Below are 26,951 nucleotides of genomic sequence, written 5' to 3' on the forward strand. Positions count from 1 at the left end.
GTCTAGCATTTCGAGATGGTCCCTGTTTTTTGTTGTGGTATTTATTCAAAAGAAACAATTCTTTAAACTAAGAGAAGATAATTGGAAAGGGGAGGGTAATTCGTTAAAATAAGGTATTAGCTACTTGAGGATATGAGGGGGAAAAGATGATTGAACACAAGAGACTTAATGAAAAGCGATTTGATCATCATCAATTTAAACGCACGTACGAAAGAAGAGGTGATAGAGGATCTCGTTCAGAGATTATTTGATTCTGGTTATATTTCCGATCGTCAGTCATTTAAGGAAGCGATATTAGCCCGGGAAAATCAGTGTTCAACAGGTATTGGGAAGGGAGTAGCTATTCCTCATGCTAAAACAAGCTCACTCCATGAACCTGTCATTGTATTTGGCCGGTCGGTTCAAGGAATAGATTACGATGCATTGGACGGTCAACCTACCCATCTATTCTTTATGATTGCGGCACCAGAAGGAGTGAAAAATCAACATTTAGAGGTCATTTCCTCATTAACTTCTTATTTAAGAGATAGCTCCTTTCGCGAATCATTAAAGAAGGCAAAAACCGTTGAAGATATTCTAGAAACAATTGAGAAAAAAGACAAGGGAAAAATGAAAGACATACAAGAGGCTCGTTCTCCTAATTCTAAAAAGATCGTCGCGGTTACGGCATGTCCAACAGGAATTGCGCATACATACATGGCAGCAGATGCTTTAGTAGAAAAGGCGAAAGAAATGGGAATCACAGTAAAAGTGGAAACACAAGGTTCTGTTGGAATCAAAAATCTCTTAACTGCTCATGAAATTAAAGAAGCAACAGCGGTGATTGTTGCGGCAGATATTCAAGTAGAAATGGAACGTTTTCAAGGGAAACATGTGATACAAGCCCCGGTTTCAGAAGGGATCCGACGCCCAGAAGCCTTGATCCAAAAAGCATTGAATCAAGAGGGGCCTATTTATCAGGAAAAGGTTTTAGATAAAGATTCAACAAACCCCATTGATAAACGTGAAAATAATCATATGAACCCGCTAAAAAGAGGAATCAAAAATGGATATCAACATATCATGAACGGGATGTCGAATATGCTTCCTTTTGTCGTTAGTGGCGGGATTTTGATGGCTATATCCACAACGATTGTCACGAATGCTGGTGGACTAGATCATCCTTTTCTTCAGTCACTCATCAAAGCGTTTATATACATTGGAGATGGTCATGCATTACTTTTTATCCTCCCAGTTTTAGCTGGATTTATTGCAGTCAGTATTGCAGATCGTCCTGGATTTGCACCGGGGATGGTAGGTGGCTTGATAGCAGCGAATGGGGAGACAGGATTTTTAGGTGGGATCATTGCTGGATTTTTAGCGGGATTTATCATACGGGCCTTAAGAAAAGTATTTCTTCATGTTCCCACAGCTTTAAATGGACTGAAACCTGTCCTGCTTTATCCACTATTTGGAGTATTAATAACGGGCATGATGATGGTGTATGTCGTCATCGATCCTCTAAGGGGCCTCCATCATCTGATCCTACAGTTTTTTAGCGAAATGGGAACAGTTAACCTTGTATTATTAGGATGTGTTCTTGGAGGAATGATGGCGATTGATATGGGCGGTCCCATTAATAAAATAGCTTTTACGTTCGGAATAGCGATGTTAGACAGCGATGCTTTTACCCCACAGGCAGCTGTGATGGCTGGAGGGATGGTGCCGCCACTAGGGATTGCATTAGCCACGACATTATTCAAAAAAAAATTTACACAACAGGAGCGGGAAGCTGGGAGAGCAAATTATATGATGGGTTTATCTTTTATAACTGAGGGAGCCATTCCATTTGCAATGAAAGACCCGAAACGAATTATTCCCTCAATTGTGATCGGATCATCTCTTGCAGGTGCACTGTCATGTGTTTTTCGTATCGGGTTACAAACGCCGCATGGGGGCATTTTTGTTTTTCCGTTCGTGTATGGAAATCCGTTTCTTTATTTATTAGCTGTATCCGTGGGAGTGTTTTCGACTGCCTTAATGGTTGGATTTTTAAAAGAAGATGTGAATTCTATACAGGAAAAAGTGTAACTAGCCCCCTAATGGAATGAAAATACCACCATTCGATTATAGAACAAACGTTTCTTTGTTTTTTGTATTAGTCGAGTAAAAAATGTTATGATACAATGGAGGATAGCGCTTAAAGGGAGAGGAAATTATTGTTTGAATATATAAAAGGAACAGTTGAATTTACTGGACCTGAGTATGTCGTTCTAGATCATCAGGGAATAGGGTATCAAATCTTAACGCCAAACCCATTTGCTTTTTCTAAAGATGATCAAAAAGAAAGAAAAATGTATATTTATCAACATGTACGTGAAGATGTATTGGCTTTATACGGATTTGCTACTATAGAAGAAAAACGATTATTTGAGAAATTATTAAGTGTATCTGGTATCGGACCAAAAGGGGCATTAGCCATTCTTGCCAGCGGAGAGCCTGAACAAGTCATCCATGCAATTGAACAAGAGGACGAATCTTTTCTAATGAAGTTTCCCGGCGTTGGAAAAAAAACGGCACGACAAATGATTCTTGATTTGAAAGGGAAGCTTCAAGATATTGTCCCCGATTATTTTCCTGATTTATTTCAGACGGGTAAAATAGAAAAAGTCGCCAATCGATCGAAAGAATTGGACGAAGCTTTACTTGCACTTGAGGCACTTGGCTATTCTACTCGTGAAATCAAAAAAATTACTCCTAAGCTAGAAAAGGAATCCTTGTCAACAGATGAGTACATTCGGAAAGGGCTACAATTCCTGCTGAAAATATAATGAACATGATCGAAATTCATGAATGAAGCTGAATCCTGGTTATGAGGAGGGGCGATTGATGGAAGAGCGTATTATTTCTAGTGAGGCAGATCTTCATGAGTTGAGCGAAGAACCATCATTACGGCCGGAATGGTTAAAACAATATATTGGTCAAGATAAGGTGAAGCGTAATTTAGAGATCTTTATCCAAGCGGCAAGGATGAGAGAAGAATCGCTTGACCATTGTTTACTATATGGTCCCCCAGGTTTAGGGAAAACGACCTTAGCAGCTGTGATCGCGAATGAAATGGATGTACAGTTGCGCACGACATCCGGTCCTGCGATTGAAAGACCAGGTGATTTGGCAGCCATTTTAACCGCACTTCAGCCCGGAGATGTCTTATTTATTGATGAAATTCACCGATTACCTCGCTCGATTGAAGAAATATTGTATCCGGCTATGGAAGATTTTTGTTTAGATATCGTCATCGGAAAAGGTCCAAGCGCTAGAAGTGTTCGCTTGGATTTGCCACCTTTTACTTTGGTTGGAGCTACAACAAGATCTGGAAGTTTGTCTGCTCCGCTGCGTGACCGATTTGGTGTTTTATGCCGATTAGAATATTATAATGAAGAGCAATTAACCGATATTGTTGTTCGTACAGCTGATATCTTTCAAGTAGAAATTGATGAGAAAGGTGCTCATGAAATTGCAAGAAGATCAAGAGGAACACCGAGAATTGCCAATCGATTACTGAGAAGAGTAAGAGATTTTGCACAAGTCCGTGGGAATGGTAAAATTACATTTGATTTGGCTACACAAGCTCTTCAATTACTTCAGGTCGACGGAAGAGGATTAGATCATATCGACCATAAATTGTTAACCACCATTATGGAGAAATTCCAAGGAGGTCCTGTTGGAGTGGACACTCTTGCAGCAAGTATTGGGGAAGAACCGGAAACAATTGAAGATGTATATGAACCATACTTATTACAAATTGGTTTTTTGCAACGAACACCAAGAGGAAGAATGATCACAAATGAAGTGTATCATCACTTTAAGATGGAGGTTCCATCGGAATGAGCGGAATTGGAAAAACACTCATGTTGGTTGGTGCCCTCATATTTATGATTGGTTTTCTCATGCAATTTATTAAAATTGGAAAATTACCTGGTGACATCCTCATTAAAAAAGGGAATGCCACCTTTTATTTCCCAGTGGTCACTTCCATTTTACTCAGCATTCTTCTATCAGCTATTTTTTATTGTTTAAGTCGATTTAAATAGATAAGGGTGAACAGCTTTGAAAGTAGAAGACTTTGATTTTTATTTACCAGAAGAACTTATTGCGCAAACTCCACTGGAACAACGCTCAGAAAGTCGTTTAATGGTGTTAGACAAAGAAACGGGTGAAATGACACATGAAGTGTTTAAGAACATCATTTCGTACCTCCAACCTGGTGATTGTCTCGTATTAAATGATACAAAAGTATTACCAGCCCGCTTGTATGGAATTAAGGAAGAGACAGGGGCAAAATTAGAAGTGTTGCTTCTAAAGCAAATGGAAGGGGACCGTTGGGAAACACTTGTTAAACCAGCCAAAAGATTAAAATTGGGCAGCGAGGTTTCATTCGGCGATGGCAAATTAATAGCAAAATGTGTAGAGGAATTAGATCATGGGGGAAGAGTGTTAGAGTTTTTCTATGAGGGAATTTTTTATGAGGTATTAGATGAATTAGGTGAAATGCCATTGCCCCCTTATATTAAAGAACAATTAGAAGATCAAGACCGATACCAAACCGTCTATGCGAAGGAGCGGGGATCAGCCGCAGCACCTACAGCAGGCTTACATTTCACTAAATCATTATTGGAAGAAATAAAGGAAATGGGTGTGCATGTTGCGTTTATTACATTACATGTTGGGTTAGGGACATTTCGCCCTGTTTCAGTTGATAACATTGAAGAACATGATATGCATTCTGAATTTTACCAAGTGTCCGATGAAACCGCTCAGTTGATTGGACGTGTAAAAGAACAAGGTGGAAGAATTATTTCAGTTGGAACCACTTCAACTAGAACACTGGAAACAGTTGCAAGAAATCATCATGGAAAGATTCAATCTGAAAGTGGTTGGACAGATATTTTCATTTATCCAGGATTTAAGTTTCAAGCGATTGATGGAATGATTACCAATTTCCATTTACCGAAATCGACCTTAATTATGCTTGTTAGTGCATTGGCAGGAAAAGAACCTATTTTGCATGCATATGAAACAGCAGTGAAGGAACATTATCGTTTCTTTAGTTTCGGTGATGCAATGTTGATTAAATAATTATTTTAAAAAGAAATAGTGGAAGTTACATAGTGGGAAGGGGCATAAGGATTGACAGCTATAAGGTATGAATTAATCAAAACATGTAAGCAGACGGGGGCACGTTTAGGACGGGTACACACTCCTCATGGCAGCTTTGAAACTCCTATGTTTATGCCAGTGGGGACATTAGCAACAGTGAAAACGATGTCACCTGAGGATTTAAAGGAAATGGGTGCGAAGATTATCTTAAGTAATACCTATCATCTCTGGTTACGCCCAGGTGAAGACATTATTAAAGAAGCAGGTGGGCTTCATCGTTTTATGAATTGGGATGGGGCGATTTTAACAGACTCTGGTGGATTTCAAGTATTTAGCTTAAGTGAATTCCGACGGATCGAAGAGGAAGGTGTACATTTCCGTAATCATTTAAATGGTGATAAGCTCTTTTTATCACCAGAGAAGGCGATGGACATCCAAAATGCACTTGGGTCTGATATTATGATGGCATTTGACGAATGCCCCCCATATCCTGCTACTTTTGAATATATGAAGAAGTCAGTAGAAAGAACATCTAGATGGGCTGAACGCTGTTTGGAAGCTCATCAACGCCCAGAGGATCAAGGATTATTCGGAATTGTACAAGGTGGGGAATTTGAGGAATTAAGACGTCAAAGTGCGGCAGATCTCACTTCATTAGATTTCCCAGGATATGCGATTGGCGGTTTATCTGTTGGTGAACCTAAAGACATTATGAATCGTATGCTTGAATATACAACGCCGTTGCTCCCGGCTAATAAACCACGCTATTTAATGGGGGTTGGTTCGCCGGACTCTTTAATTGACGGGTCCATACGCGGAGTAGACATGTTTGACTGTGTATTACCGACACGTATTGCCCGCAATGGGACATTAATGACGAGTCAGGGGCGCTTAGTAGTCAAAAATGCCAAATATGCCCGTGATTTTGGACCACTTGATGAACATTGTGATTGTTATACTTGTCGCAACTATTCAAGAGCTTATATTCGCCATCTTATTCATACAAATGAAACCTTTGGAATTAGGCTTACAACTTACCATAATTTATATTTTCTGCTAAAATTAATGGAGCAAGTGAGACAAGCTATTCGGGAAGATCGACTTGGTGATTTTAGGGAAGAATTTTTTGAGCGTTACGGTTTTAAAGGTCCTAACGCGAAAAATTTCTGATTTTCTTCTAGGATTCGTTTAGCTAAGTTACTTGTAAAACACTAATATAAGCTAATTTTTTACTCTAAGAGAGGCATTTCATTTATTCATATTCTGCAAAAGAAAGGGGTGAAATTATGGAACAATTAGCTACGTTAGCTCCATTACTCATTATGTTCGTCTTATTCTACTTCTTGCTAATTCGTCCGCAGCAAAAGCGTCAAAAACAAGTGATGAAAATGCAGAACGAGTTGAAAAAAGGAGATAAGATTGTCACAATCGGAGGATTACACGGAACCGTAGATGCGATTGATGAAGGAAAAATCGTCATTCTATGTGGCGATGGCAGTCGTTTAACTTACGACCGTACAGCCGTTCGTGAAGTCCAATCGAATATTTAACCGTATATTAAGAAGGGGTCCTGATTCTGTAACCACTACAACCTAAATATCTATATGATGACGGCAGTAGTCAATGACTTTCAGGCCCCCTAATTTTTTCTTTTAGCTCTCTCTCGGTTTCCCCCCAGAAAGATTAACCCCTAATACTCCACCCATCATGGCGGTTAGAATATAACAGACGTGGTAAATAATTTGCTCCCCATTGAAAACAGTGTCATGGCCTAAATATTGAAATAAAAATACAATAACGGTATAGAACCCCCCTGTTATACCTCCGATTAACCAACCTTTTTGTTTCCCTTTTCCACCTGAAATAAATCCCCCCATAAACAAAGTGAAAAATGAAAGGATTGTCACAAGTAATTGAATCGATGTTTCTTGTAATGAAGTAAATTTTAGGATCATGGAAAAAATCAAACTCAACACAATGATCACCATAAAGATTGCTAGGAGACCATATAGAATTGCCTGGCTGAAACTTTTCATCTTTTCTCTCTCCTTTCCTTAGGACAAAGTGAACTTAGTACAAGCATATTCCTCTTTTCAAATAATAGAATGAAATTTTCTGAAAAAACCTCTTCCTAAAACCAATCCTTCCCTCATTTTTCCAATAAACGCCTTTCATGTTTATTGAGGGCCATACACATACTAAATTTGATGAGTATTTGATAACGGGGGTATAAGTTTGGATTACTTCATAATCATAGCGAGGACAATTATTTTATATTTATTAATTTTGATTATCTTTCGTCTAATGGGAAAAAGAGAAATTGGTGAATTAAGTATTTTAGATTTGGTCGTATTTGTAATGATGGGGGAATTAGCTGTCATCGGGATTGAAAAACATGACGATCCTCTCATGCACTCGATTGTTCCAATGTTGATTTTACTTACGATTCAAATTCTCTTTGCTTTGTTTTCATTAAAAAGTAAAAAGTTTCGTGATATTATTGATGGTCACCCCGTTATTATTATTGATAAAGGGAAAATTGACGAAAATGCGATGAGAAAGCAGCGCTATAATTTTGACGATTTACTGCTTCAGTTAAGAGAAAAAGACATAAGGAATATTGCAGATGTAGAGTTTGCAATATTAGAGCCTTCTGGAAATCTGTCTGTCATGAAAAAGGAAAACAAACGGAAAGACGGTTCTTTTACATTGCCCCTAATTATCGATGGTGAAATTCAGGAAGATCACATGAATAAATTGAACTTAAATGAGTTTTGGTTAAAAAAAGAGCTAAGACAACGCGGGTTTAAAAGCATAAAGGAAATATCTTTTTGCAGCTTTCAAGATGGACAATTTTTTATCGATTTAAAGGATCCCAAAGAATGAATAGTGGGGGGCACCCCCCAACTAATGGGAATTCCTCTTTTTTTTCAGAAAAATTTCTTGATAAACGGAATTTTGGCAAGATCTTTTTTAGTTAAAAGTCCAAATAAAAATGAACCTGCAAGATAAAGGAAAGAAGTGATGAAGATCCCGATTAAAAGCTGAACAATGATCATCTGGTCTTTAAGAAAATGATGAATCCCGTAATGGCTAATGAACATCGTGATGACTACAATTAATAAGAACTTCAAATAATCCCTAATATAAATGGTAATCGCAATTTTTTTCATCACAGTTGCTAAATGGAGTAGAGTGACTAATAATATTCCTGCTACGATCCCCAGTGCCGCTCCATAAATTCCAAACGTAGGAAGAGATGCTAAAAAGAAAATTAACACAATTTTTACAATTGCCCCAATTAAACTGTTAATCAAGGCGGCATTGGCTAAATCAAGCGCTTGTAATACGGCCTGAAGCGGCCCTTGATAATAGTAAAATAAAAAAAAGGGTGCCATTAGCTGAATGAATGGGGCTCCTTTCGTAGAACCATACATGACTTGCATTAATGGCTCCGCATATAAATATAAAACAATTACAGCAAGCCCCCCAGAAACTAAGCAAAATCGCAATGCTTCTTGTACACGATGTTCTACGAGACGGAAATTTTTGCTTGAATTTGCTTCACTGATGGCTGGTACAAGTGAAGTCGATAAGGATATCGTAATAAAGGAAGGTAGAAATAAAACCGGTAAAGCATATCCCGTCAGCATTCCGTACTGCTTCGTTGCCATTGTAGCAGCTACTCCCGCAATGGCTAAACTATGGGCGACGACAATAGGTTCGAAAAACCAAGAAAGGGAACCAATCATCCGACTTCCTGTTGTGGGAAGGGCGATTCTCATCAAATCATTTAATGTTTCTTTACCGGAATGAATCGCCTTAAAAAAGTTGCGACGCACCCGAAATTTCTTTTTTATTTTAAACATCGTAAATAAGTAGATTAATGCAATGACTTCTCCAATAATGGTGGCGACCATTGCAGCTGCAGCCGCGTATTCTACCCCGTAAGGCAAAAAGGTTTTCGTTAAGACGGCGATAAAGGTAATTCTGACAACCTGTTCTAAAATTTGTGAAATCGCAGCAGGCTTCATGTTTTGTTTCCCTTGAAAATATCCACGAATGACAGAAGATATGGCAATGATCGGAATAACTGGAGTGATTGCCACTAGCGGATAGTATGTACGAGGGTCGGTGAATAACGTTTTGGCTAAATAAGGAGCAAGAATGAATAGTGTAGGGGTGAGAATGACTGATAAGGACAATGTCGTGGTAAGTGATACGGCGAGAATTTTTTTGATTTTTTTTGTATCCCCTCGAGCCTCCGCTTCTGCCACATTTTTAGAAATAGCTACAGGCAAACCCAACTGTGTCATCGTAAGGACGAGGATGAACGTTGGAAATGCCATCATATAAAGCCCCACCCCTTCTTCTCCAATGAAACGAGCAATTACAATTCTATTTACAAATCCCAATATTTTCGTAATAAAGGTTGCCACCATCAAAATCATCGTTCCCTTTAGAAACTTAGACATGTTTTTTCCCTGCCTTCTCAAAAATGGTAAATTCATTTACAATGATTTATATGCATGATCATGGACAAAGCATGACAAGTTGTTCATAAAAAGGGGATGAATAGATGAAAAAGGAAGGGCATCCTTATGATCGTTTTTTCTATAAACTAAAACCGGCACTATATAGTAAAGCTGAGGAATTGGAACTGTTAGGCTATGATCAAATTGAAGTGGATTCACTTTGGGAATACTTAACGAAGAAGAAATGGAAAAAATATGAGAGCGATGTGCGTGTCTATCAATTGGTCAGCGATATCCTCTCCATTAAACCAGGTGATTATATGAACTACAAAACAATCGAAGCTTTTCGTTCACCCAATTGGTTTACCGAAATAAATGAAGAGGAATTGCAGCAACTCCTTCAACCGAATAAGCAAGATTGATAATATTCAATCGCTATCGTAATGGGTATAAATTGACAGCCCTTATATTCTGCTTCATAATAGTAACGTTGATGATTAAGGTAGATGTCTACTTAAATTAGACTACTTATTACTACGGTTGAAGGGGGACTCCCCATACAAATAGAAGTTACACTGTGAATAAGGCAGTGCATATAAAGGAGGATCTTACATAATGGTAAAGCGGAGCCGGATCGTTGCCTTTTTCCTAATCGTTTTATTAATTGGGAGTGCAATCGGGGTAACGACGAAAGATATTGTAAATAACATTAAACTCGGGCTCGACCTTCAAGGTGGTTTTGAAGTTCTATACGAGGTGAAACCAGCGAAAGAAGGTCAGAAAATCACCGATAAAGTAGTGGCAAGTACAGCAAATGCACTTGAAGAACGGATCAATGTGTTGGGTGTTAGTGAACCGAGCATCCAAATTGAAGAAGGACACCGTATTCGTGTTCAGCTTGCGGGGGTAGAGGATCAAAATGAAGCAAGAAAGATCTTATCGACACAAGCAAATTTATCATTCCGTGATGTGGATGATAACTTAATGTTAGACGGGTCGGATCTTGTGCAAGGTGCAGCAAAGCAATCTTTTACACAAGAGGGAAGTCCGAACGTTGCCTTGAAATTAAAAGATCGCAAAAAGTTTGAAAAAGTAACAGAAAAAATTGTCAGTATGGCACCGAACAATCAACTTGTCATTTGGCTTGATTTTGAAGAGGGAAAAGATTCCTTTAAAAAGGAAGTGGCCAAGGAAAATCCCAAATTTTTATCCTCTCCTAACGTAAATGAAGTATTTACGACAGATGAAGTAACAATTGAAGGGGATTTTACAGTAGAAGAAGCGAGTAATTTAGCTGGATTGCTCAATGCAGGATCTCTTCCAGTTAAATTAAAAGAAATTTATTCTACTTCTGTAGGAGCTCAGTTCGGGGAACAAGCATTAGATAAAACAGTTCTATCTGGAATCATCGGGATCGCTCTTATTTTCTTGTTTATGCTTTTTTATTACCGTTTACCAGGTTTTATCGCAACGATTACATTATCGATCTATATTTATTTAATTCTTTTAGTATTTGATTGGATGAACGGGGTGCTTACACTTCCAGGTATTGCGGCCTTAATCCTTGGAGTCGGGATGGCCGTTGATGCAAATATTATTACGTATGAACGGATAAAAGAAGAGATAAGAGTCGGTAGGACGATTAAATCGGCTTTTCAGGCTGGGAATAAGAACTCATTTTTAACGATATTAGATGCAAACATCACCACGATTTTAGCTGGTGCTGTACTATTCTATTTTGGGACAAGCTCTGTAAGAGGGTTTGCGACGATGTTAATTATTAGTATTTTGGTCAGCTTTTTAACAGCCGTATGGGGATCTAGACTTTTCCTAGGACTCTTTGTGAAAAGTGGTTTACTTAGAAATAAACCAGGTTGGTTTGGCGTTAAGAAAAGCGATATCCATGACATCAAAGAAAACGTGGATACTTTAGATTTAACAACAAGATTTGATAAATTTGATTTTGTTAAACACCATCGGAAATTTTTTGCTTTTTCCATCATCGCAATTGTAGCGGGAATGATTGTGTTAGGTATTTTCCGATTAAACCTAGGGATTGATTTCTCAAGTGGTACTCGGATGGAAATTCTTGCCGAACAACAGCTATCAAAAGAAGCGATTTCAACTGAGTTAGAGAAAGTGAACTTGTCGACAGATGATATTATTATTTCGGGTGAAAAGAAAAATATCGGAACAGCCCGGTTTAAAGATGTATTATCGAAAAACGAGATCGCTCATTTAAAAAATCATTTTAAAGAACAATTTGGAAATGAGCCAAATGTCAGCACCGTTTCTCCGATTATTGGTAAAGAACTTGCGAAGAATGCGATGAAAGCTTTAGCCATTGCAGCTGTGGGAATTATTATTTATGTAGCGATTCGCTTTGAGTTTTACATGGGGGCCAGTGCGGTTATCGCCTTAATTCATGATGCCTTCTTTATCATTGCCATCTTTAGCTTAACTCGTCTAGAGGTGGATATTACCTTTATTGCAGCCATCTTAACGATTATCGGTTACTCTATTAATGATACGATCGTTACATTTGACCGTATTCGCGAAAACTTAGAGAAAAAACGGCGGATCAAAACATATGAAGAGCTCGCTGATATCGTGAATAAAAGTTTACGTCAAACATTAACCCGTTCGATTAATACCGTATTAACTGTGATTGTGACGGTCATTGCCTTGCTCATCTTCGGAAGTGAGTCAATCCGTAACTTCTCGATCGCCTTATTAATCGGATTAATTTCAGGTACGTATTCGTCCCTGTTCATCGCAGCTCAATTATGGCTAGTGTGGAAAGGTAAAGAACTAAAACGCAAAGGCTCGATTAAAACATATAAAGAGAAAAAGACTTGGTCAGACGAACCACAAGTTTAAGAGTTACAGTTTTGCTGTAGCTCTTTTTTTCTTTTAAAAACAAAAGCAAAATTAAGTTGTTTCGGAATAAAGATGTGCCACAAGAAGTAACGCAAAAAACAGCGGGAAATCATCAAATAAAACGGGAAATGTTCAAATAACCGAAGAAGACGCGCAAAAGATCGGATAAGTAGCGCAAATCCTCATGGGAAATGATCAAAAGTGAACGGGAAATAGTCAAATCCATCCATTGAAATGGTGATTATAACCGCTTTCATTGAAACGGAGAATGCTCTTTTGTATAATAGGGAAGGTTAAGGGGTGGTACGTATGTTAAAGTCAAAGACCCGTTGGATTGTTCGTGAGACAAAGCACGAAATGGCAAAACAATTATCCGGTGACTTAAAAATAAGTCCATTATTAGCTTCGTTATTAATAAACCGTGGAATGAGTGATACAGAATCTGCACGGTATTTTTTATTCGAAAAAGGAGAAAGTTTCCATGATCCTTTTTTATTAAAAGGGATGGATGTAGCCGTAGAACGAATTAAAAGAGCTATTGAAAATAATGAACAGATTCTAATATTTGGAGATTACGATGCGGATGGGGTTAGTAGTACATCCGTTATGATGACAGTGTTGACGGAACTAGGAGCAAATGTTGAGTTCTATATTCCGAATCGATTTACTGAAGGATATGGTCCAAATGAAGGGGCTTTTCGCTGGGCTCATAGTATTGGGGTCGATTTAATTATTACTGTCGATACTGGGATTGCAGCGATTGGCGAGGCCGGTTTGGCTAAAGAGCTTGGGATTGATTTGATCATTACCGATCACCATGAACCAGGTCCAGAACTCCCAGAAGCGTTAGCGATTATTCATCCGAAGCATCCAGAGGGGGATTATCCATTTCCATATTTAGCTGGGGTAGGTGTTGCGTTCAAAGTAGCCCATGCCTTATATGGGAAAGTCCCATATCATTTACTTGATCTTGTGGCTATTGGGACGATTGCGGATTTGGTACCACTTATTGGTGAAAATCGTTCGATTGCGAAAGCAGGATTAAAGAAACTTCAACAAACAAGTCGCCCAGGAATTCGAGCAATGTGCAAAGTTGCGGATACAAAGATGGAGACAATAAATGAAGAGACCATTGGATTTATGTTAGCTCCGCGACTTAATGCTGTTGGCCGCCTAGACAGCGCTGACCCTGCAGTGGAGTTATTGCTAACACAGGATGAAGAGTCCGCCAAGTATCTTGCGAATGAAATTGATCAAATCAATAAGGAAAGACAAGCCATTGTTCAGAAAATAACCGAGGAAGCGATTGAAATGGTTGAATCGCAATTTCCTCTAGAAGAGAACTCGGTACTCGTAATTGGAAAAGAAGGCTGGAATTCAGGAGTCATAGGGATTGTAGCGTCCCGACTAGTGGAGAAATATTATCGTCCAACGATTGTCTTAAGCTATGATGTAGAAGCCGGTCTTGCCAAAGGATCAGCGCGCAGTATTGCTGGATTTGATTTATTTAAAAATCTCTCCTCTTGCCGCGAGTTGTTACCTCATTTTGGTGGCCACCCGATGGCTGCAGGAATGACGTTGAACATACATGATGTAGAAGAACTTCGTGAAAGATTAAATAGACTGGCAAGTGAACAACTTTCAGATGAGGATTTCATTCCGTTAACAGAGCTTGATGCATCGATTGAACTGGAAGATGTACAATTATCTACAATTGAGGAGCTTCAATTATTAGCTCCGTTTGGGATGAAAAATCCAAAACCAAAAATATTATTAGAAAAAGTCTCACTAGTGAGTATGAGAAAAATCGGTACGAATCAAACCCATTTAAAATTACAAATTGAACGCAATGGTTCTTCCCTAGATGGAATTGGATTTGGAATGGGAGAGTATGCTGATCAAATCGCTCCTAATACAACATTGTCGTGTATAGGTGAGCTTTCTATTAATGAATGGAATAACATTTGTAAACCGCAAATTTTTTTACAAGATATTAAGGTGGATCATTGGCAATTATTCGATATGAGAGGAAATAAGCCAATCCAAAAATGGATCCATCACCTTCCAAGTAAGCGACTTTTCATTGTTTTTAATGAAGAAACGATGAATGCACTCGCAGTTTCATCTATACAGGAAGAATGTGTTTATGTAAATAGTTTAGAGAAGGCTAAACAACTTCCTGTTCAGGATAATAATCTTATCTTCCTTGATCTTCCCTCATCAAAGGAATGGTTGGAAGCGGTGATCAGCAAAGATTTACCTGAACGAATTTATGCGTACTTTTACCAAAATAACTTACAGTTCTTCCACACAATTCCAACGAGAAATCATTTCAAATGGTACTATGCTTTCTTAATGAAAAGAAAATCATTTGATTTAAAACGATATGGAAGTGAATTGGCAAAATACAAAGGCTGGACAAGCGATACAGTTTCCTTTATGTCAAAAGTGTTTTTTGAACTAGATTTTGTTACAATAGAGAATGGTTTTATTCGTTTAAACCAAGTAAAGCAAAAAAGAGATTTGAGTGAATCTTTCACTTATCAGCAAAAACAACAACAATTTGAATTAGAGAATGAACTGCTCTATTCCCCTTATCATGAACTAAAAAACTGGTTTGATCATCGAATGGGAGTTGGGCTTTAGGTTCTTGAGGAGGAAGTAAGACATGGATTTAAAAGAATATATTACGATTGTTCCAGATTGGCCTAAACCAGGAGTTGAATTTAAAGACATTACGACCTTAATGGATAATGGTGAAGCATTCAAATATGCTACGGACAAAATAGTAGAGTATGCGAAGGAAAAAGAAATCGATCTTATTGTGGGTCCAGAAGCACGTGGTTTTATTATCGGCTGTCCTGTTGCTTATGCACTCGGACTTGGCTTTGCCCCTGTTAGAAAAGAAGGGAAGTTGCCTCGTGAAACGGTGAAGGTCGATTACGGTTTAGAATATGGAAAAGATGTTTTAACGATTCATAAAGATGCGGTAAAACCTGGACAAAAAGTTCTCATTATTGATGATTTATTAGCAACTGGTGGAACAATTGAAGCAACCATTAAACTTGTTGAATCACTTGGCGGGGTTGTGGCAGGAATCGCCTTCTTAATCGAGCTTACTTATTTAGAAGGTCGCAAAAAATTAAACAAATACGATATTAATGCATTAATCCATTATTAAGAGAAGGATTTCTCATAATGGGTTCCCTTTTGGGGATAAAAGTTAAAAAACACTGAATTCAGCAATGAAATATCAATAAAAATAACAAAAATGAATAATGAATCAACAGACATTTTAGCAATATAATTAATGACAAAAGGAGCTTGGATAAAAATCTAACGGGTTTCCTTTTGAGGTGCAAACATTGCAAATCACATTATATTTTTTTCCCTAATATCAATGCAATTCTCAGAGTGAATAACATTAATAAGCGCAAAGAAGGGGCTGTCTCAAAAGTCCATTTTAGTATGAATTTTGCCCAAATTAAAAACCCGAGAATGTTGATATGACAGCATTCTTGGGTTTTGCATTTTACCGATTTAGGCTTAGAAAACTACTTTTCGGACAGCCCCTTAAATTCTCTATCGACTTTCGCTCGTTAAATAAATTTGTTATTTGCTTTTATTGTATGTTCTCGTCACTTTTGTACTCCAAAATATCACCTGGCTGACAATCCAAAGTCTTACATATCGCTTCTAATGTTGAAAAACAAACCTTTTTTGCTTTCCTATTTTTTCCGGAAAGGAAAGATTCGCCATAGGAATTCAAACCTTCTTCGAAAGCTCCGTTATGCTCATTTTTCGTTTTTTTAACGTCACATCAATAGTAATAATAATTGTCATTTCCTCCACCTCAGACCGTCAAATCATTTTCTGATTTTATGTTAATCGTTTCTTGCAAAACCCTTTGGAGAACAATAGGACTAACTGCGATATGTGGTTGCTCTCTTCATAAAAAACACCTCTCGTATATTTCAAAAAGTTAATTGCTTTTTGGCTGTGAATCCAAGACATTTTTTATAGGTTTTTGAAGTACGTCCACAATCGATGCGACAATACTTGTTACCAAGATGCCCATTAGACATAGAGATATTGGACCTGTTGCATCATCATCTGTGAATTGAGCAAGCACCCTTAAATAAACGATTGCTAAAAAAATGAAGAAAATGACAGTAAAAGTGCATTTTTTTATTACCTCCAAAGATTGAAGACATAACTCAGAGAAAGCATTTTTCTTTTCGACATAGGTTAAAAGTTTCAATACTTGATACAACGCCACAGAAAACGTAATACATATTCCATATGCACATACCAAAAGTGGATATAGCGAATAATCACCCGGACGCTCTATCGCATCTCTTCTGGCTGCTTCAGGCAACAAAACTATACACACGGCAAGCACAGCAATTCCAATCAGAAAAATTATTACCTTTAAGAAAGTGCTAGAACCTACTTTAACTTTCATAAAAAACACCTCACTTATTTAATGACAATACGACTTTAACATACGATATATCGTTTTACAATAAATTAATATTGTTTTTTATTATATTATTGTTGTTATTAAAATATCCTTTTGATTTTGACAAAAATAAAAAGCATTTCTCATTACAAAGAAATGCTCTTACATTGAAATGTCAAATTTACATCTTGTTCCCAAATAGTTTCTTCTGTGAATTTCAACTACTTTGGGTTTTCTTGGATTTAAAAAACGTTATTGTTTCGCTTTTTTAATCCCCATTCTTTAAACTTTTTTTCTTCACGAATGCAGTTTAAATAACATTCCACAACTTCATTCTCGGTGTAATCTGTGTATTCTGGGGAGGGTTTGACTTAAATCAATGGTCTTTTGCGAAACTTCCCAAATGGCTTTATATCAATAAAAACCCCTACACACAATTTGCGAATAGGTGTGCGATGCTATATGTGATTTGCTTATTTTGTCCCCCCTAATGAGAACTCGTTTAGATTTCTCATCTGTGCTCTTTTTTTATCAAAAATAATTGTGAGTATTGTCGAGATTTGATGGTTCTTGTTATCTTCATAAAGATTTTTCGCAAGATGACTTTACATCCAACGTTTTTTTTCTGATAATAGAGGTTATAACTAATTAATTTTGACAAAATGATAAACGGAACGATGAGGTAGAGAAAAAATATTTCTATAAATGTAAAGGTGATTAAACGTATGGCGAAAGATCAAGTGTTAACCGCCGAACAAGTGATAGATCGTACAAAAAAATATTTAAATGATGAGCATGTCGAGCTAGTTCATAAGGCATATGAATTTGCGAAGGAAGCTCATAAAGAACAATACCGCAAATCGGGTGAACCGTATATTATTCATCCTATTCAAGTGGCGGGGATATTAGCAGATTTAGAAATGGATCCGGCGACATTAGCAGCCGGTTTTTTACATGATGTAGTCGAAGATACCGAAGTTACTTTAGAAGATTTAGAACATACTTTTAATGCTGAAATCGCAATGCTTGTAGATGGAGTAACAAAACTCGGGAAAATTAAATATAAATCAAAAGAAGAACAGCAAGCTGAAAATCATCGAAAAATGTTTGTTGCCATGGCACAAGATATTCGAGTGATCTTAATTAAATTGGCTGACCGACTTCATAATATGAGAACATTGAAACATTTGCCAATGGAAAAGCAAAGAAGAATTTCCAACGAAACATTAGAGATCTTTGCCCCACTTGCACATCGATTAGGGATTTCCAAAATTAAATGGGAGCTTGAGGATACAGCGCTTCGCTATTTAAATCCACAGCAATATTATCGAATCGTCAATTTAATGAAACGAAAACGTGCTGAAAGAGAACAATATTTGGATGCAGTTATTGAGGATGTAAAACATCGGTTAAAAGACGTCTCGATTAAAGCAGAATTATATGGCCGTCCAAAACATATTTACAGTATTTATCGTAAAATGGTTCTCCAAAAGAAACAATTTAATGAGATCTATGATTTACTGGCTGTTCGAATTATTGTGAATAGTATTAAAGATTGTTACGCCGTATTGGGAATCATCCATACATGCTGGAAGCCGATGCCTGGACGCTTCAAAGATTATATTGCTATGCCAAAACCAAATATGTATCAATCCCTTCATACGACAGTCATTGGTCCAAAAGGGGATCCACTAGAGGTTCAAATTCGTACGATCGATATGCATCGAATTGCTGAGTATGGGGTGGCGGCACACTGGGCCTATAAAGAAGGAAAAACGATTGATGAAAATGCATCATTTGAAAAGAAACTTTCATGGTTTAGAGAAATACTAGAATTCCAAAATGAAGCAGCAGATGCTGAAGAATTTATGGAATCTTTAAAAATTGATCTATTTTCAGATATGGTATTCGTCTTTACTCCAAAAGGAGATGTACTTGAGTTACCATCTGGGTCTGTCCCAATAGATTTTGCTTATCGTATACACTCAGAAATCGGAAATAAAACAATCGGGGCTAAAATTAATGGAAAGATGGTCACTCTTGATTATAAGCTGAAGACGGGTGACATTATTGAAATTTTGACTTCAAAGCATTCCTATGGACCGAGTCAGGATTGGATCAAACTTGCCCAAACTTCTCAAGCCAAAAATAAAATTCGTCAATTTTTCAAAAAGCAAAGACGTGAGGAAAATGTTGAAAAGGGACGAGAGCTTGTTGAAAAAGAAATTAGAAATATGAGCTTTGATTTAAAAGAAGTCATAACACCTGAAAATGTCAAAAGAGTTGCGGAAAAATTCAATTTTTCTAATGAAGAAGACATGTATGCGGCGGTTGGATATAATGGGATTACCGCTTTGCAAATTACAAATCGATTAACGGAAAAGCTTCGAAAGAAAAGAGACCAAGAAGAGACCATTAAAGAAACACTTAAAGAATCAAAACCTACCTTTACCCCAGTGAGAAAACAAAATACTGGCGTGAAAGTAGAAGGAATTGACAACCTACTTATTCGACTTTCTAAATGTTGTAACCCAGTTCCTGGGGATGAAATTGTGGGGTATATTACAAAAGGACGGGGAGTATCTGTTCATCGGGCAGATTGTCCGAATGTGCATTCAGATCAGTGTCATGATCGATTAATTGCGGTTGAATGGGAGAGTAAAGCTGCCGATCAAAAAGAATATATTGTGGAAATTGAAATTTCTGGATATGATCGTCAAGGTTTATTAAATGAAGTACTTCAAGTTGTAAGTGAAACGAAAACAAATATTAATGCTGTTTCAGGTCGATCAGATCGAAATAAAATGGCCAAGATTAATATTTCAATTTTTATCCATAATATTAGCCATCTGCATAAAGTAGTGGAAAAAGTAAAGCAAATTCCAGATATTTATTCTGTTCGAAGAATTTTAAATTAAGGGTGTTGTAAATGAAAGTTGTATTGCAAAGAAGTAAAGAAGCCTGTGTTAAGGTTCAAGATGAAGTCATTGGACAAATACCATTTGGCTTTGTCCTTTTAGTAGGAATTACACATGATGACAGTGAAAAAGAAGCCTCTTATTTAGCAGAAAAAATTATAAACTTACGAATATTTGAAGATGAGGAAGGGAGAATGAACAAATCGCTTTTAGATGTTGGTGGACACATTCTCTCGATCTCTCAATTCACATTATATGGAGATTGCCGTAAAGGACGTAGACCCAACTTTATGGAAGCGGCCAAACCAGAGCATGCGGAAAAAATATATGATTATTTTAATGAGCTTCTTAAGGAAAAAGGTGTACATGTTGAGACGGGTTCTTTCGGAGCTATGATGGATGTAAAACTTATCAATGACGGACCTGTGACTCTTATCCTTGAGAGTAAATAGAGATCCTTTCATAGAATGAGGCTGTTCCGAATAAATGTTAATTCTAGTGTGATAACATTTTTCGGGAACAGCTCTTCTTATTATTCCGCTATAACAAACAGAAAAAATCCATTGAATATTTTTAGCTTATTTAGAAAAATAAGAACGTAAGCCATTATATATTCCATTCGTAGTGACTTCCTGATATGGATTTGTAATAATCTTCTGTTCCTCTTTTTTATTACTTAAAAATCCCAATTCTAATAAAATGGAAGGTTGTGGGTTTTGTCTTAAGACATGATAATTTCCAAAATGAACCCCTCGATCGGATAGGGAAATCGATTGCTTCAACCCTTTATGGATCTGTTTGGCTAGCTCTCGATCATCATTATGATAATAATAGGTAGTAAAGCCGTTGATTGTTGGATCTTTTATACTATCATAATGAATACTAATAAATGCATCGGCATCATAAATTTTCGCAATCGCCACTCGAAGTGGTAATGATACATTTGAATCATGATCTCTCGTTAAAATGACATTAGCCCCCGCTTTTTGTAACTTTTGATATAATTGTTCAGCTGTTCTTAAAGTTAGGAATTTTTCGAATGTTCCTTTCACTCCTGTTGTGCCTCGATCCTCGCCGCCATGTCCTGGATCAAGGATAATGGTTTTTCCTTTCAGCCCTCCTTTTCGAGCCTGTTTTTTCTTTTGGACCGTTTTGTACGAAACGACCCAACTCGCTATATACCCCTCCTGTTGGTAGGGAAGAGAAATTTTAAACCAGTCGCCTTCTTTGGAAAGAACGGTATACCGATCTCCTTGTTGGACAAAAGCGAGGATGGAAGATTTCGTTGTGGCCTTTTCTCGAATTTTGGTGCCATTGTATAAAATTACGACTTCCTCTTGAGGGGTAGATGAATCTTTCCTGTTATTTTCAAATTTAACGAATGATTGATGAATCCACCCAGATTCTTGCTCTGTTTTAATCCGAACCCATTCATTGTATAGCCCTAATATTTGAACTTCATCACCAATTTTTAATTGGTTCTTGATATTAGAAGATAGGCTGGGCTCTTCCCGTACATTTAGTTGATCGCCGATAATCACACCTATTTTGCTCGGTGGTTTTTGTAATTTGATTTCTTTAGGGGATGATTTTTTTTCGATATTTACATAGTCCTGGTGAATCCATCCTGACCCATACGGAGTTTCTACTTTCAACCACTCCCTTTTTTGCCCTAATATGTTCACTTCGATACCTTTAGGTAAAGTTTCTAGTACACCATCGGTTTCACTTGGACCATTCCTGAGTCGTAACCCATCTACCGTGATCCTTCCTTTCTTTTCGTTTGGATTCCTTTCCTCTACTAACCAGCCTGCTATCCACCCCTTTTTTCCACTAGGGTGTTCGATTTGATACCATTTATTTTCCATTTGAGTTGAGGAAAATAGCTCTCCCTTTTGAACTTTCCCAATGATCGGGAAGGATAAACCAGGACCTTCTCGAACATTAGACTTAGACGTTGTGACAATCAACATGTTTGATTTTGCTCTAACGACATTCCCCTTCATTAGTAAAGGGACAAGAAAAAAAGCAATAACCACCAAGATGAGAAATCGTTTAATGATAATTCAACCCCCTCCAAATTTTTCTCTTTTTTACTCCATTCGTTTCAAAAAGTAAAAAATCCTTTCTTTGTGTAAGTTTTTTTCTAAATTGGAAAAGATACATAAGAGAAGAAAGGTGGGATGACGAAAGTGCGCGCAAATGAAAAAAGTTTGATGAGTTCAAATGGTGAGAACCAAATATTTGGGGTTGATTTTCATCATTTTATCCAGAAGGAGCAAGAGTCCAATTCAATCGAATTAGCTTCAGAATTTGGATTATCGTTAAGAGAGGTACAATTGTTAAAAAAGAAACTTGAACGTTCGTGAAATATTTCATATACTATAGATTATAGCTTATTGAATTCAAAACCGTTGAGGGAGAAAAGTAGTTAAGAACGGATGCATAGAGAGGAAATGTCTTGGGGCTGAAAACATTTCTCATCGCTGCTTAATGAAAGAACACTCCTTAGGTTTCTTGCTGAAAGATGTGTCTATTTAGTAGGTGAGAACGTTACAGGCGTTAACTGAACGAGTGGAAGTTATCAAACTTCAACTAGGGTGGTACCACGGGATTCAACTCCCGTCCCTTGATATTTTCAGGGGACGGGAGTTTTTTATTTTGTATCGGGTACATTCCTTTTCATTTGAATGATTTTTACTGAAGAAGGAGGCAAAATCATGGCTGTGAAAATTCCTCGCGGTACACAAGATATATTACCGGGTGAGGTAGAAAAATGGCAATACATAGAACGGATAGCGGAAGAGATATGTGATAAATTCCAATACAAGGGGATCCGCACCCCCATTTTTGAACATACCGAATTGTTTGAAAGAGGGGTTGGGGATACAACCGACATCGTCCAAAAAGAAATGTACACCTTTACGGACAAAGGAGATCGCAGTTTAACATTACGTCCTGAGGGGACTGCAGCAGTTGTTCGGTCCTTTGTAGAGAATAAAATGTATGGCGACCCGAATCAGCCAGTGAAACTTTTTTATTCAGGACCTATGTTCCGTTATGAAAGACCTCAATCAGGCCGTTATCGCCAATTTGTTCAATTTGGCGTTGAAGCGATCGGCAGTGAAGATCCGGCCATAGATGCAGAGGTTATTTCATTAGTGATGTCCATTTATCGAAAAGTAGGATTGAAAAACATCCAATTAGTCATCAATTCACTTGGGGATCAGGAAAGCCGCATCGCTCACCGAGAAGCGTTAATCCAACATTTCCAACCTAGAATTGATGAATTTTGTTCGGACTGCCAAAATCGTTTGGAAAAGAATCCACTTCGTATTTTAGATTGTAAAAAAGATCGTGATCATGAATTAATGAATTCTGCTCCATCGATTTTACAATATTTAAATGAATCTTCTCGCCAGTACTTTGAAAAGGTCAAACATTATCTACAACTTTTAAATATTGAGTTTGTGGTGGATCCAACACTTGTTAGAGGTCTTGATTATTACAACCATACTGCATTTGAAATCATGAGTAATGCCGAAGGGTTTGGGGCGATAACGACCTTATGTGGTGGCGGTCGTTATCACGGTTTAGTGAAACAAATGGGCGGTCCGGAAATTCCGGGAATTGGATTTGCCTTTAGTATTGAACGCTTGCTTTCAGCTTTAGAAGCTGAAGGGGTTGAATTACCCATCAGTAAAGGAATAGATTGTTATATCGTATCTTTAGGAGATAAAGCCGCAGATTATACGGTGAAATTACTCCAAGATTTAAGAGAAGCTGGTTTCAGTGCGGAACGTGATTATCAACAACGTAAAATGAAGGCCCAAATGAAAGCAGCGGATCGCTTACAAGCCCGTTTTGTGGCGATATTAGGGGAAGATGAGCTAAACTCTCAAATCATCAATCTTAAAAATATGGAAAGTGGAGAACAGAAAGAGCTTTCTCTTAATCAATTTATAGAAGAATTTTGTCAGATCGTGGAGGGAAAATAATGTTTGGTAGATCGTATTATTGTGGAGAAATAACAGAAAATCAAATTGGAGAAGTTGTCATACTTAAGGGATGGGTGCAAAGAAGAAGAGACCTTGGTGGGTTAATTTTTATTGATTTACGTGATCGCTCAGGAATTGTCCAAGTCGTGTTTAGCCCAGAATCATCTAAAGAGGCTTTAGAAATCGCAGATAAGGTCAGAAATGAGTATGTATTAGATATTAAAGGGAAAGTCGTAAAGCGGGATGAAAGCACAGTAAACGAAAATATTGCAACAGGGAAAATTGAAGTACAGGCACAAGAATTGACGATTATTAACGAAGCGAAAACACCACCATTTGTCATTGAAGACCAAACAGAGGTCTCTGAAGATATTCGTTTAAAATATCGTTATATGGATTTAAGAAGACCTGTTATGTTTGAAACATTTAAAATGCGTCACAATGTTACAAAGTCTATTCGTCAATACTTAGATGAAGAAGGCTTTATTGATGTGGAAACGCCTATTTTAACGAAAAGTACGCCTGAAGGAGCGCGAGATTATTTAGTTCCAAGTCGTGTCCATGAAGGGGAATTTTATGCTTTACCACAATCTCCACAACTTTTTAAGCAATTATTAATGGTTTCAGGATTTGACCGTTATTATCAAATTGCCCGTTGCTTCCGTGATGAGGATTTGCGTGCAGACCGTCAACCAGAATTTACGCAAGTTGATATTGAGACAAGCTTCATGAGCCAAGAAGATATTATGAATATGGCAGAAAAAATGCTTAAACGCGTAATGAAAGAAGTAAAAGGACTCGATATTCAAGATTCTTTCCCAAGAATGTCGTATAATGAGGCAATGGCACGATTCGGCTCAGATAAACCAGATACACGCTTTGCCATGGAACTAGTAGATGTTTCTGAAGTGGTGAAAGATTCAGGTTTTAAAGTGTTTGCGAGTGCTGTTGCGACAGGTGGACAAGTTAAGCTTATTAATGCAAAGCAAGCTTCAGAAAAATACTCACGTAAAGATATTGACGGTTTAACAGAGTTTGTCGCAAGGTATGGTGCGAAAGGATTAGCTTGGTTTAAGGTAGAAGCAGATGGATTGAAAGGTCCGATTTCTAAATTCTTTAATGAAGAGGAACAAGCGCAAATTACACATGCGGCTGAAGCAACTGAAGGGGATTTATTATTATTTGTTGCCGATCAAAAATCCGTCGTTGCGGATGCATTAGGGGCTCTTCGCCTGAAATTAGGAAAAGAATTAGGCCTAATTGATGAAAGCCTATTTAATTTCTTATGGGTAACAGATTGGCCACTTCTTGAATATGACGAAAATGAAAGACGTTACCATGCAGCACATCATCCATTTACAATGCCTGTGAGAGAAGATCTTGATCTCTTTGAGGAAGAGCCAGGAAAAGTAAGAGCTCAGGCTTATGATATTGTACTAAATGGATATGAACTAGGTGGAGGTTCACTTCGTATTTTTGAACGAGATATCCAAGAAAAAATGTTCAAAGCTCTTGGATTTACAGGAGAAGAAGCGAAAGAACAGTTTGGCTTTTTACTGGAGGCATTTGAATATGGAACACCACCACATGGGGGAATTGCTCTTGGTTTAGATCGTATGGTGATGCTGTTAGCAGGTCGTTCAAATTTACGGGATACGATCGCATTCCCGAAAACAGCAAGTGCAAGTTGCTTATTAACTGATGCACCAGGGGAAGTAAGTTTTGATCAATTAAGAGAATTAAGTTTGTCACTTCATGTTAAAAAATTTGACTAAAATTCCTTCTTGAAATTCGTTGAAAACATTATTTCTCTGTGATAAAATAATCTCAAGAAAAGACGAGTCCTGATGTGTACGTTCTTTTACTATCTGTTTTGACCTAACATTTCTTAATCCGGGAGTTCGGAGTTTTTAAGTAGCGTAAATGCCTTATACGAGGACTTACTAAACTTAGAATAGAACACCCACCTGCAGGGAGCAGGTTCAAAACATTTAGATCCATGTGACGGCACGATTGGGACCCGTCGCTTTTTTTTGCCTTTTTTACCACTGTTATGTGAATCAGTGGTTTATTTATTAAATACGAAAAGTAGTAGACAGTAGCTTTTGTTTTTGAAAGAAGAACATCATAAAAACAAGAATTTTTTATTGAAACCGTCATTCTTTTTACGTTATGATTAATCCTATCGGAAATAATACCTTTACTAGACTAGACATGGAGTGATGATCAATGCTTCACCAATTTTCTCGAAATGAGTTAGCGATAGGAAAAGAAGGATTAAATATATTAAAGAATAGTACAGTAGCCATTCTTGGGGTAGGAGGAGTCGGTTCTTTCTCCGTTGAATCATTAGCCCGTTCAGGTGTAGGTCGATTAATCCTTGTTGATAAAGATACAGTGGATATCACGAATATCAATCGTCAGTTGCCTGCTCTATTATCCACAATCGGGCAACCAAAAGTAGAGATCATGAAAGAAAGAATTAAAGATATCAACCCAGAATGTGAAGTAATCGCATTGAAAATGTTCTATACAGAAGAAACCTATGAGCAGTTTTTTAGCTATGGCCTTGACTTTGTGATTGATGCTTCTGATACCATAGCTTATAAAATTCATTTGATGAAAGAATGTTTGCGACGAAATATTCCGATTATCTCAAGCATGGGGGCAGCGAACAAAACAGATCCTACTCGATTCAAAATTGCTGATATTTCAAAAACACATACAGATCCAATTGCAAAGGTCATCAGAACGCGACTTCGGAAAGAGGGAATTCGGAAGGGAATACCTGTTGTGTTCTCCGATGAAAGCCCCATCGTTATTCGTGAAGATGTGAGGAAGGTAGTAGGAAACGAAGAGGCGGATATTCGAAAAGCCAAAATGCCACCATCCTCTAATGCTTTCGTTCCGTCTGTATGTGGATTAATTATGGGAAGCTATGTGGCCAATCAATTGTTAAAAGATATTTCGATCCAACGGGTAAATAGCTGATGAAAAAAAGGAAGTCCTAGAAGCACAAATTGATGCTTAAGGACTTCCTTCTTTTTTCCATCTTTAAAACATTAATTGAATGAAGTTT

The 26,951-nt window shown here is 37.5% G+C and carries 22 protein-coding genes, 1 other RNA gene, 1 pseudogene and 1 other annotated feature; of the genes and pseudogenes, 19 read left to right on the top strand and 5 right to left on the bottom strand.

From position 1 onward, the window contains the following. Window positions 1–150 precede the first annotated feature (150 nt). The 7 genes from J2S13_RS04750 to yajC all read left to right on the top strand — a co-directional run bounded on the left by J2S13_RS04750 (window position 151) and on the right by yajC (window position 6,689). A complete protein-coding gene (locus J2S13_RS04750; RefSeq protein WP_307256564.1) occupies window positions 151–2,070 on the top strand; it encodes a PTS fructose transporter subunit IIABC in 1,920 nt (639 codons plus the stop codon). Between the two features lie 128 nt (window positions 2,071–2,198). Next, complete coding sequence (gene ruvA / locus J2S13_RS04755; protein WP_307256565.1) at window positions 2,199–2,810, top strand: Holliday junction branch migration protein RuvA; 612 nt, start codon at window positions 2,199–2,201, stop codon at window positions 2,808–2,810. 58 nt (window positions 2,811–2,868) lie between these two features. Beyond that, window positions 2,869–3,870: a Holliday junction branch migration DNA helicase RuvB gene (gene ruvB, locus J2S13_RS04760; protein WP_307256566.1), complete on the top strand. Its 1,002-nt coding sequence runs from the start codon at window positions 2,869–2,871 to the stop codon at window positions 3,868–3,870. Continuing rightward, window positions 3,867–4,073, top strand: a complete 207-nt coding sequence (locus tag J2S13_RS04765; RefSeq protein ID WP_307256567.1) for a DUF2905 domain-containing protein — start codon at window positions 3,867–3,869, stop codon at window positions 4,071–4,073. The genes ruvB and J2S13_RS04765 overlap by 4 nt, the downstream gene beginning before the upstream one ends. 16 nt (window positions 4,074–4,089) lie before the next feature. Continuing rightward, entirely contained in the window at window positions 4,090–5,118 is a 1,029-nt protein-coding gene (queA, locus tag J2S13_RS04770) for a tRNA preQ1(34) S-adenosylmethionine ribosyltransferase-isomerase QueA (RefSeq protein WP_307256568.1), read from the top strand. A gap of 51 nt (window positions 5,119–5,169) precedes the next feature. Further along, on the top strand, window positions 5,170–6,309 hold the full coding sequence (gene tgt / locus J2S13_RS04775) for a tRNA guanosine(34) transglycosylase Tgt (protein WP_307256569.1): 1,140 nt from the start codon (window positions 5,170–5,172) through the stop codon (window positions 6,307–6,309). A 116-nt stretch (window positions 6,310–6,425) separates the two neighbouring features. Next, a complete protein-coding gene (yajC, locus tag J2S13_RS04780) occupies window positions 6,426–6,689 on the top strand; it encodes a preprotein translocase subunit YajC (RefSeq protein ID WP_307256571.1) in 264 nt (87 codons plus the stop codon). A gap of 102 nt (window positions 6,690–6,791) precedes the next feature. Here the strand turns inward: yajC and J2S13_RS04785 are convergent, their stop codons facing one another. After that, window positions 6,792–7,175: a TIGR04086 family membrane protein gene (locus J2S13_RS04785; RefSeq protein ID WP_307256572.1), complete on the bottom strand. Its 384-nt coding sequence runs from the start codon at window positions 7,173–7,175 to the stop codon at window positions 6,792–6,794. Between the two features lie 193 nt (window positions 7,176–7,368). On the opposite strand from J2S13_RS04785, the gene J2S13_RS04790 reads away from it, so the two are divergent. Beyond that, window positions 7,369–8,025 carry a DUF421 domain-containing protein gene (locus tag J2S13_RS04790; protein ID WP_307256613.1) on the top strand — a complete coding sequence of 219 codons (657 nt, stop codon included), beginning with the start codon at window positions 7,369–7,371 and terminating at the stop codon, window positions 8,023–8,025. A 44-nt stretch (window positions 8,026–8,069) separates the two neighbouring features. Here J2S13_RS04790 and spoVB read toward each other — a convergent pair whose 3' ends face one another. Beyond that, window positions 8,070–9,614 carry a stage V sporulation protein B gene (gene spoVB, locus J2S13_RS04795; RefSeq protein WP_307256573.1) on the bottom strand — a complete coding sequence of 515 codons (1,545 nt, stop codon included), beginning with the start codon at window positions 9,612–9,614 and terminating at the stop codon, window positions 8,070–8,072. A gap of 104 nt (window positions 9,615–9,718) precedes the next feature. Here spoVB and J2S13_RS04800 point away from each other — a divergent pair, with 104 nt between their 5' ends. The 4 genes from J2S13_RS04800 to J2S13_RS04815 all read left to right on the top strand — a co-directional run bounded on the left by J2S13_RS04800 (window position 9,719) and on the right by J2S13_RS04815 (window position 15,675). Beyond that, window positions 9,719–10,036: a post-transcriptional regulator gene (locus J2S13_RS04800; RefSeq protein WP_307256574.1), complete on the top strand. Its 318-nt coding sequence runs from the start codon at window positions 9,719–9,721 to the stop codon at window positions 10,034–10,036. 193 nt (window positions 10,037–10,229) lie between these two features. Further along, window positions 10,230–12,494 (top strand): protein translocase subunit SecDF, encoded by a 2,265-nt coding sequence (gene secDF, locus J2S13_RS04805; RefSeq protein WP_307256575.1) that lies wholly within the window; start codon window positions 10,230–10,232, stop codon window positions 12,492–12,494. A 309-nt stretch (window positions 12,495–12,803) separates the two neighbouring features. Next, window positions 12,804–15,140 carry a single-stranded-DNA-specific exonuclease RecJ gene (gene recJ / locus J2S13_RS04810; protein ID WP_307256576.1) on the top strand — a complete coding sequence of 779 codons (2,337 nt, stop codon included), beginning with the start codon at window positions 12,804–12,806 and terminating at the stop codon, window positions 15,138–15,140. A 22-nt stretch (window positions 15,141–15,162) separates the two neighbouring features. Continuing rightward, window positions 15,163–15,675, top strand: coding sequence for an adenine phosphoribosyltransferase (locus tag J2S13_RS04815; protein ID WP_307256577.1), 513 nt, complete (start codon window positions 15,163–15,165; stop codon window positions 15,673–15,675). A 441-nt stretch (window positions 15,676–16,116) separates the two neighbouring features. Here the strand turns inward: J2S13_RS04815 and J2S13_RS04820 are convergent. Then, a pseudogene (locus tag J2S13_RS04820) lies at window positions 16,117–16,337 on the bottom strand (helix-turn-helix domain-containing protein). A 139-nt stretch (window positions 16,338–16,476) separates the two neighbouring features. Next, window positions 16,477–16,959, bottom strand: coding sequence for a DUF2975 domain-containing protein (locus J2S13_RS04830; RefSeq protein ID WP_307256578.1), 483 nt, complete (start codon window positions 16,957–16,959; stop codon window positions 16,477–16,479). 722 nt (window positions 16,960–17,681) lie between these two features. Here J2S13_RS04830 and J2S13_RS04835 point away from each other — a divergent pair. Further along, on the top strand, window positions 17,682–19,874 hold the full coding sequence (locus tag J2S13_RS04835) for a RelA/SpoT family protein (protein WP_307256579.1): 2,193 nt from the start codon (window positions 17,682–17,684) through the stop codon (window positions 19,872–19,874). Window positions 19,875–19,885: 11 nt separating this feature from the next. Beyond that, window positions 19,886–20,326 carry a D-aminoacyl-tRNA deacylase gene (dtd, locus tag J2S13_RS04840; protein WP_307256580.1) on the top strand — a complete coding sequence of 147 codons (441 nt, stop codon included), beginning with the start codon at window positions 19,886–19,888 and terminating at the stop codon, window positions 20,324–20,326. A gap of 126 nt (window positions 20,327–20,452) precedes the next feature. Here dtd and J2S13_RS04845 read toward each other — a convergent pair whose 3' ends face one another. Beyond that, on the bottom strand, window positions 20,453–21,847 hold the full coding sequence (locus J2S13_RS04845; protein WP_307256581.1) for an N-acetylmuramoyl-L-alanine amidase family protein: 1,395 nt from the start codon (window positions 21,845–21,847) through the stop codon (window positions 20,453–20,455). Window positions 21,848–22,057: 210 nt separating this feature from the next. Between J2S13_RS04845 and J2S13_RS04850 the strand changes: the two genes are divergently transcribed. The 5 genes from J2S13_RS04850 to J2S13_RS04870 all read left to right on the top strand — a co-directional run bounded on the left by J2S13_RS04850 (window position 22,058) and on the right by J2S13_RS04870 (window position 26,863). Then, the gene (locus J2S13_RS04850) at window positions 22,058–22,243 is read left to right on the top strand and encodes an RNA polymerase subunit sigma-70 (RefSeq protein ID WP_370873955.1); all 186 of its coding nucleotides are present in this window, start codon (window positions 22,058–22,060) and stop codon (window positions 22,241–22,243) included. Between the two features lie 36 nt (window positions 22,244–22,279). After that, window positions 22,280–22,507, top strand: a binding site (T-box leader). An 87-nt stretch (window positions 22,508–22,594) separates the two neighbouring features. After that, window positions 22,595–23,872: a histidine--tRNA ligase gene (gene hisS / locus J2S13_RS04855; RefSeq protein WP_307256582.1), complete on the top strand. Its 1,278-nt coding sequence runs from the start codon at window positions 22,595–22,597 to the stop codon at window positions 23,870–23,872. After that, window positions 23,872–25,647, top strand: a complete 1,776-nt coding sequence (gene aspS / locus J2S13_RS04860) for an aspartate--tRNA ligase (RefSeq protein ID WP_307256583.1) — start codon at window positions 23,872–23,874, stop codon at window positions 25,645–25,647. The genes hisS and aspS overlap by 1 nt, the downstream gene beginning before the upstream one ends. A gap of 63 nt (window positions 25,648–25,710) precedes the next feature. Beyond that, a non-coding RNA gene (ssrS, locus tag J2S13_RS04865) (6S RNA) lies at window positions 25,711–25,896 on the top strand. A 205-nt stretch (window positions 25,897–26,101) separates the two neighbouring features. Then, window positions 26,102–26,863 (top strand): tRNA threonylcarbamoyladenosine dehydratase, encoded by a 762-nt coding sequence (locus J2S13_RS04870; RefSeq protein WP_307256584.1) that lies wholly within the window; start codon window positions 26,102–26,104, stop codon window positions 26,861–26,863. The last annotated feature ends 88 nt before the right edge of the window (window positions 26,864–26,951 follow it).

This window comes from Oikeobacillus pervagus, assembly GCF_030813365.1.
Taxonomy (GTDB): domain Bacteria; phylum Bacillota; class Bacilli; order Bacillales; family DSM-23947; genus Oikeobacillus; species Oikeobacillus pervagus.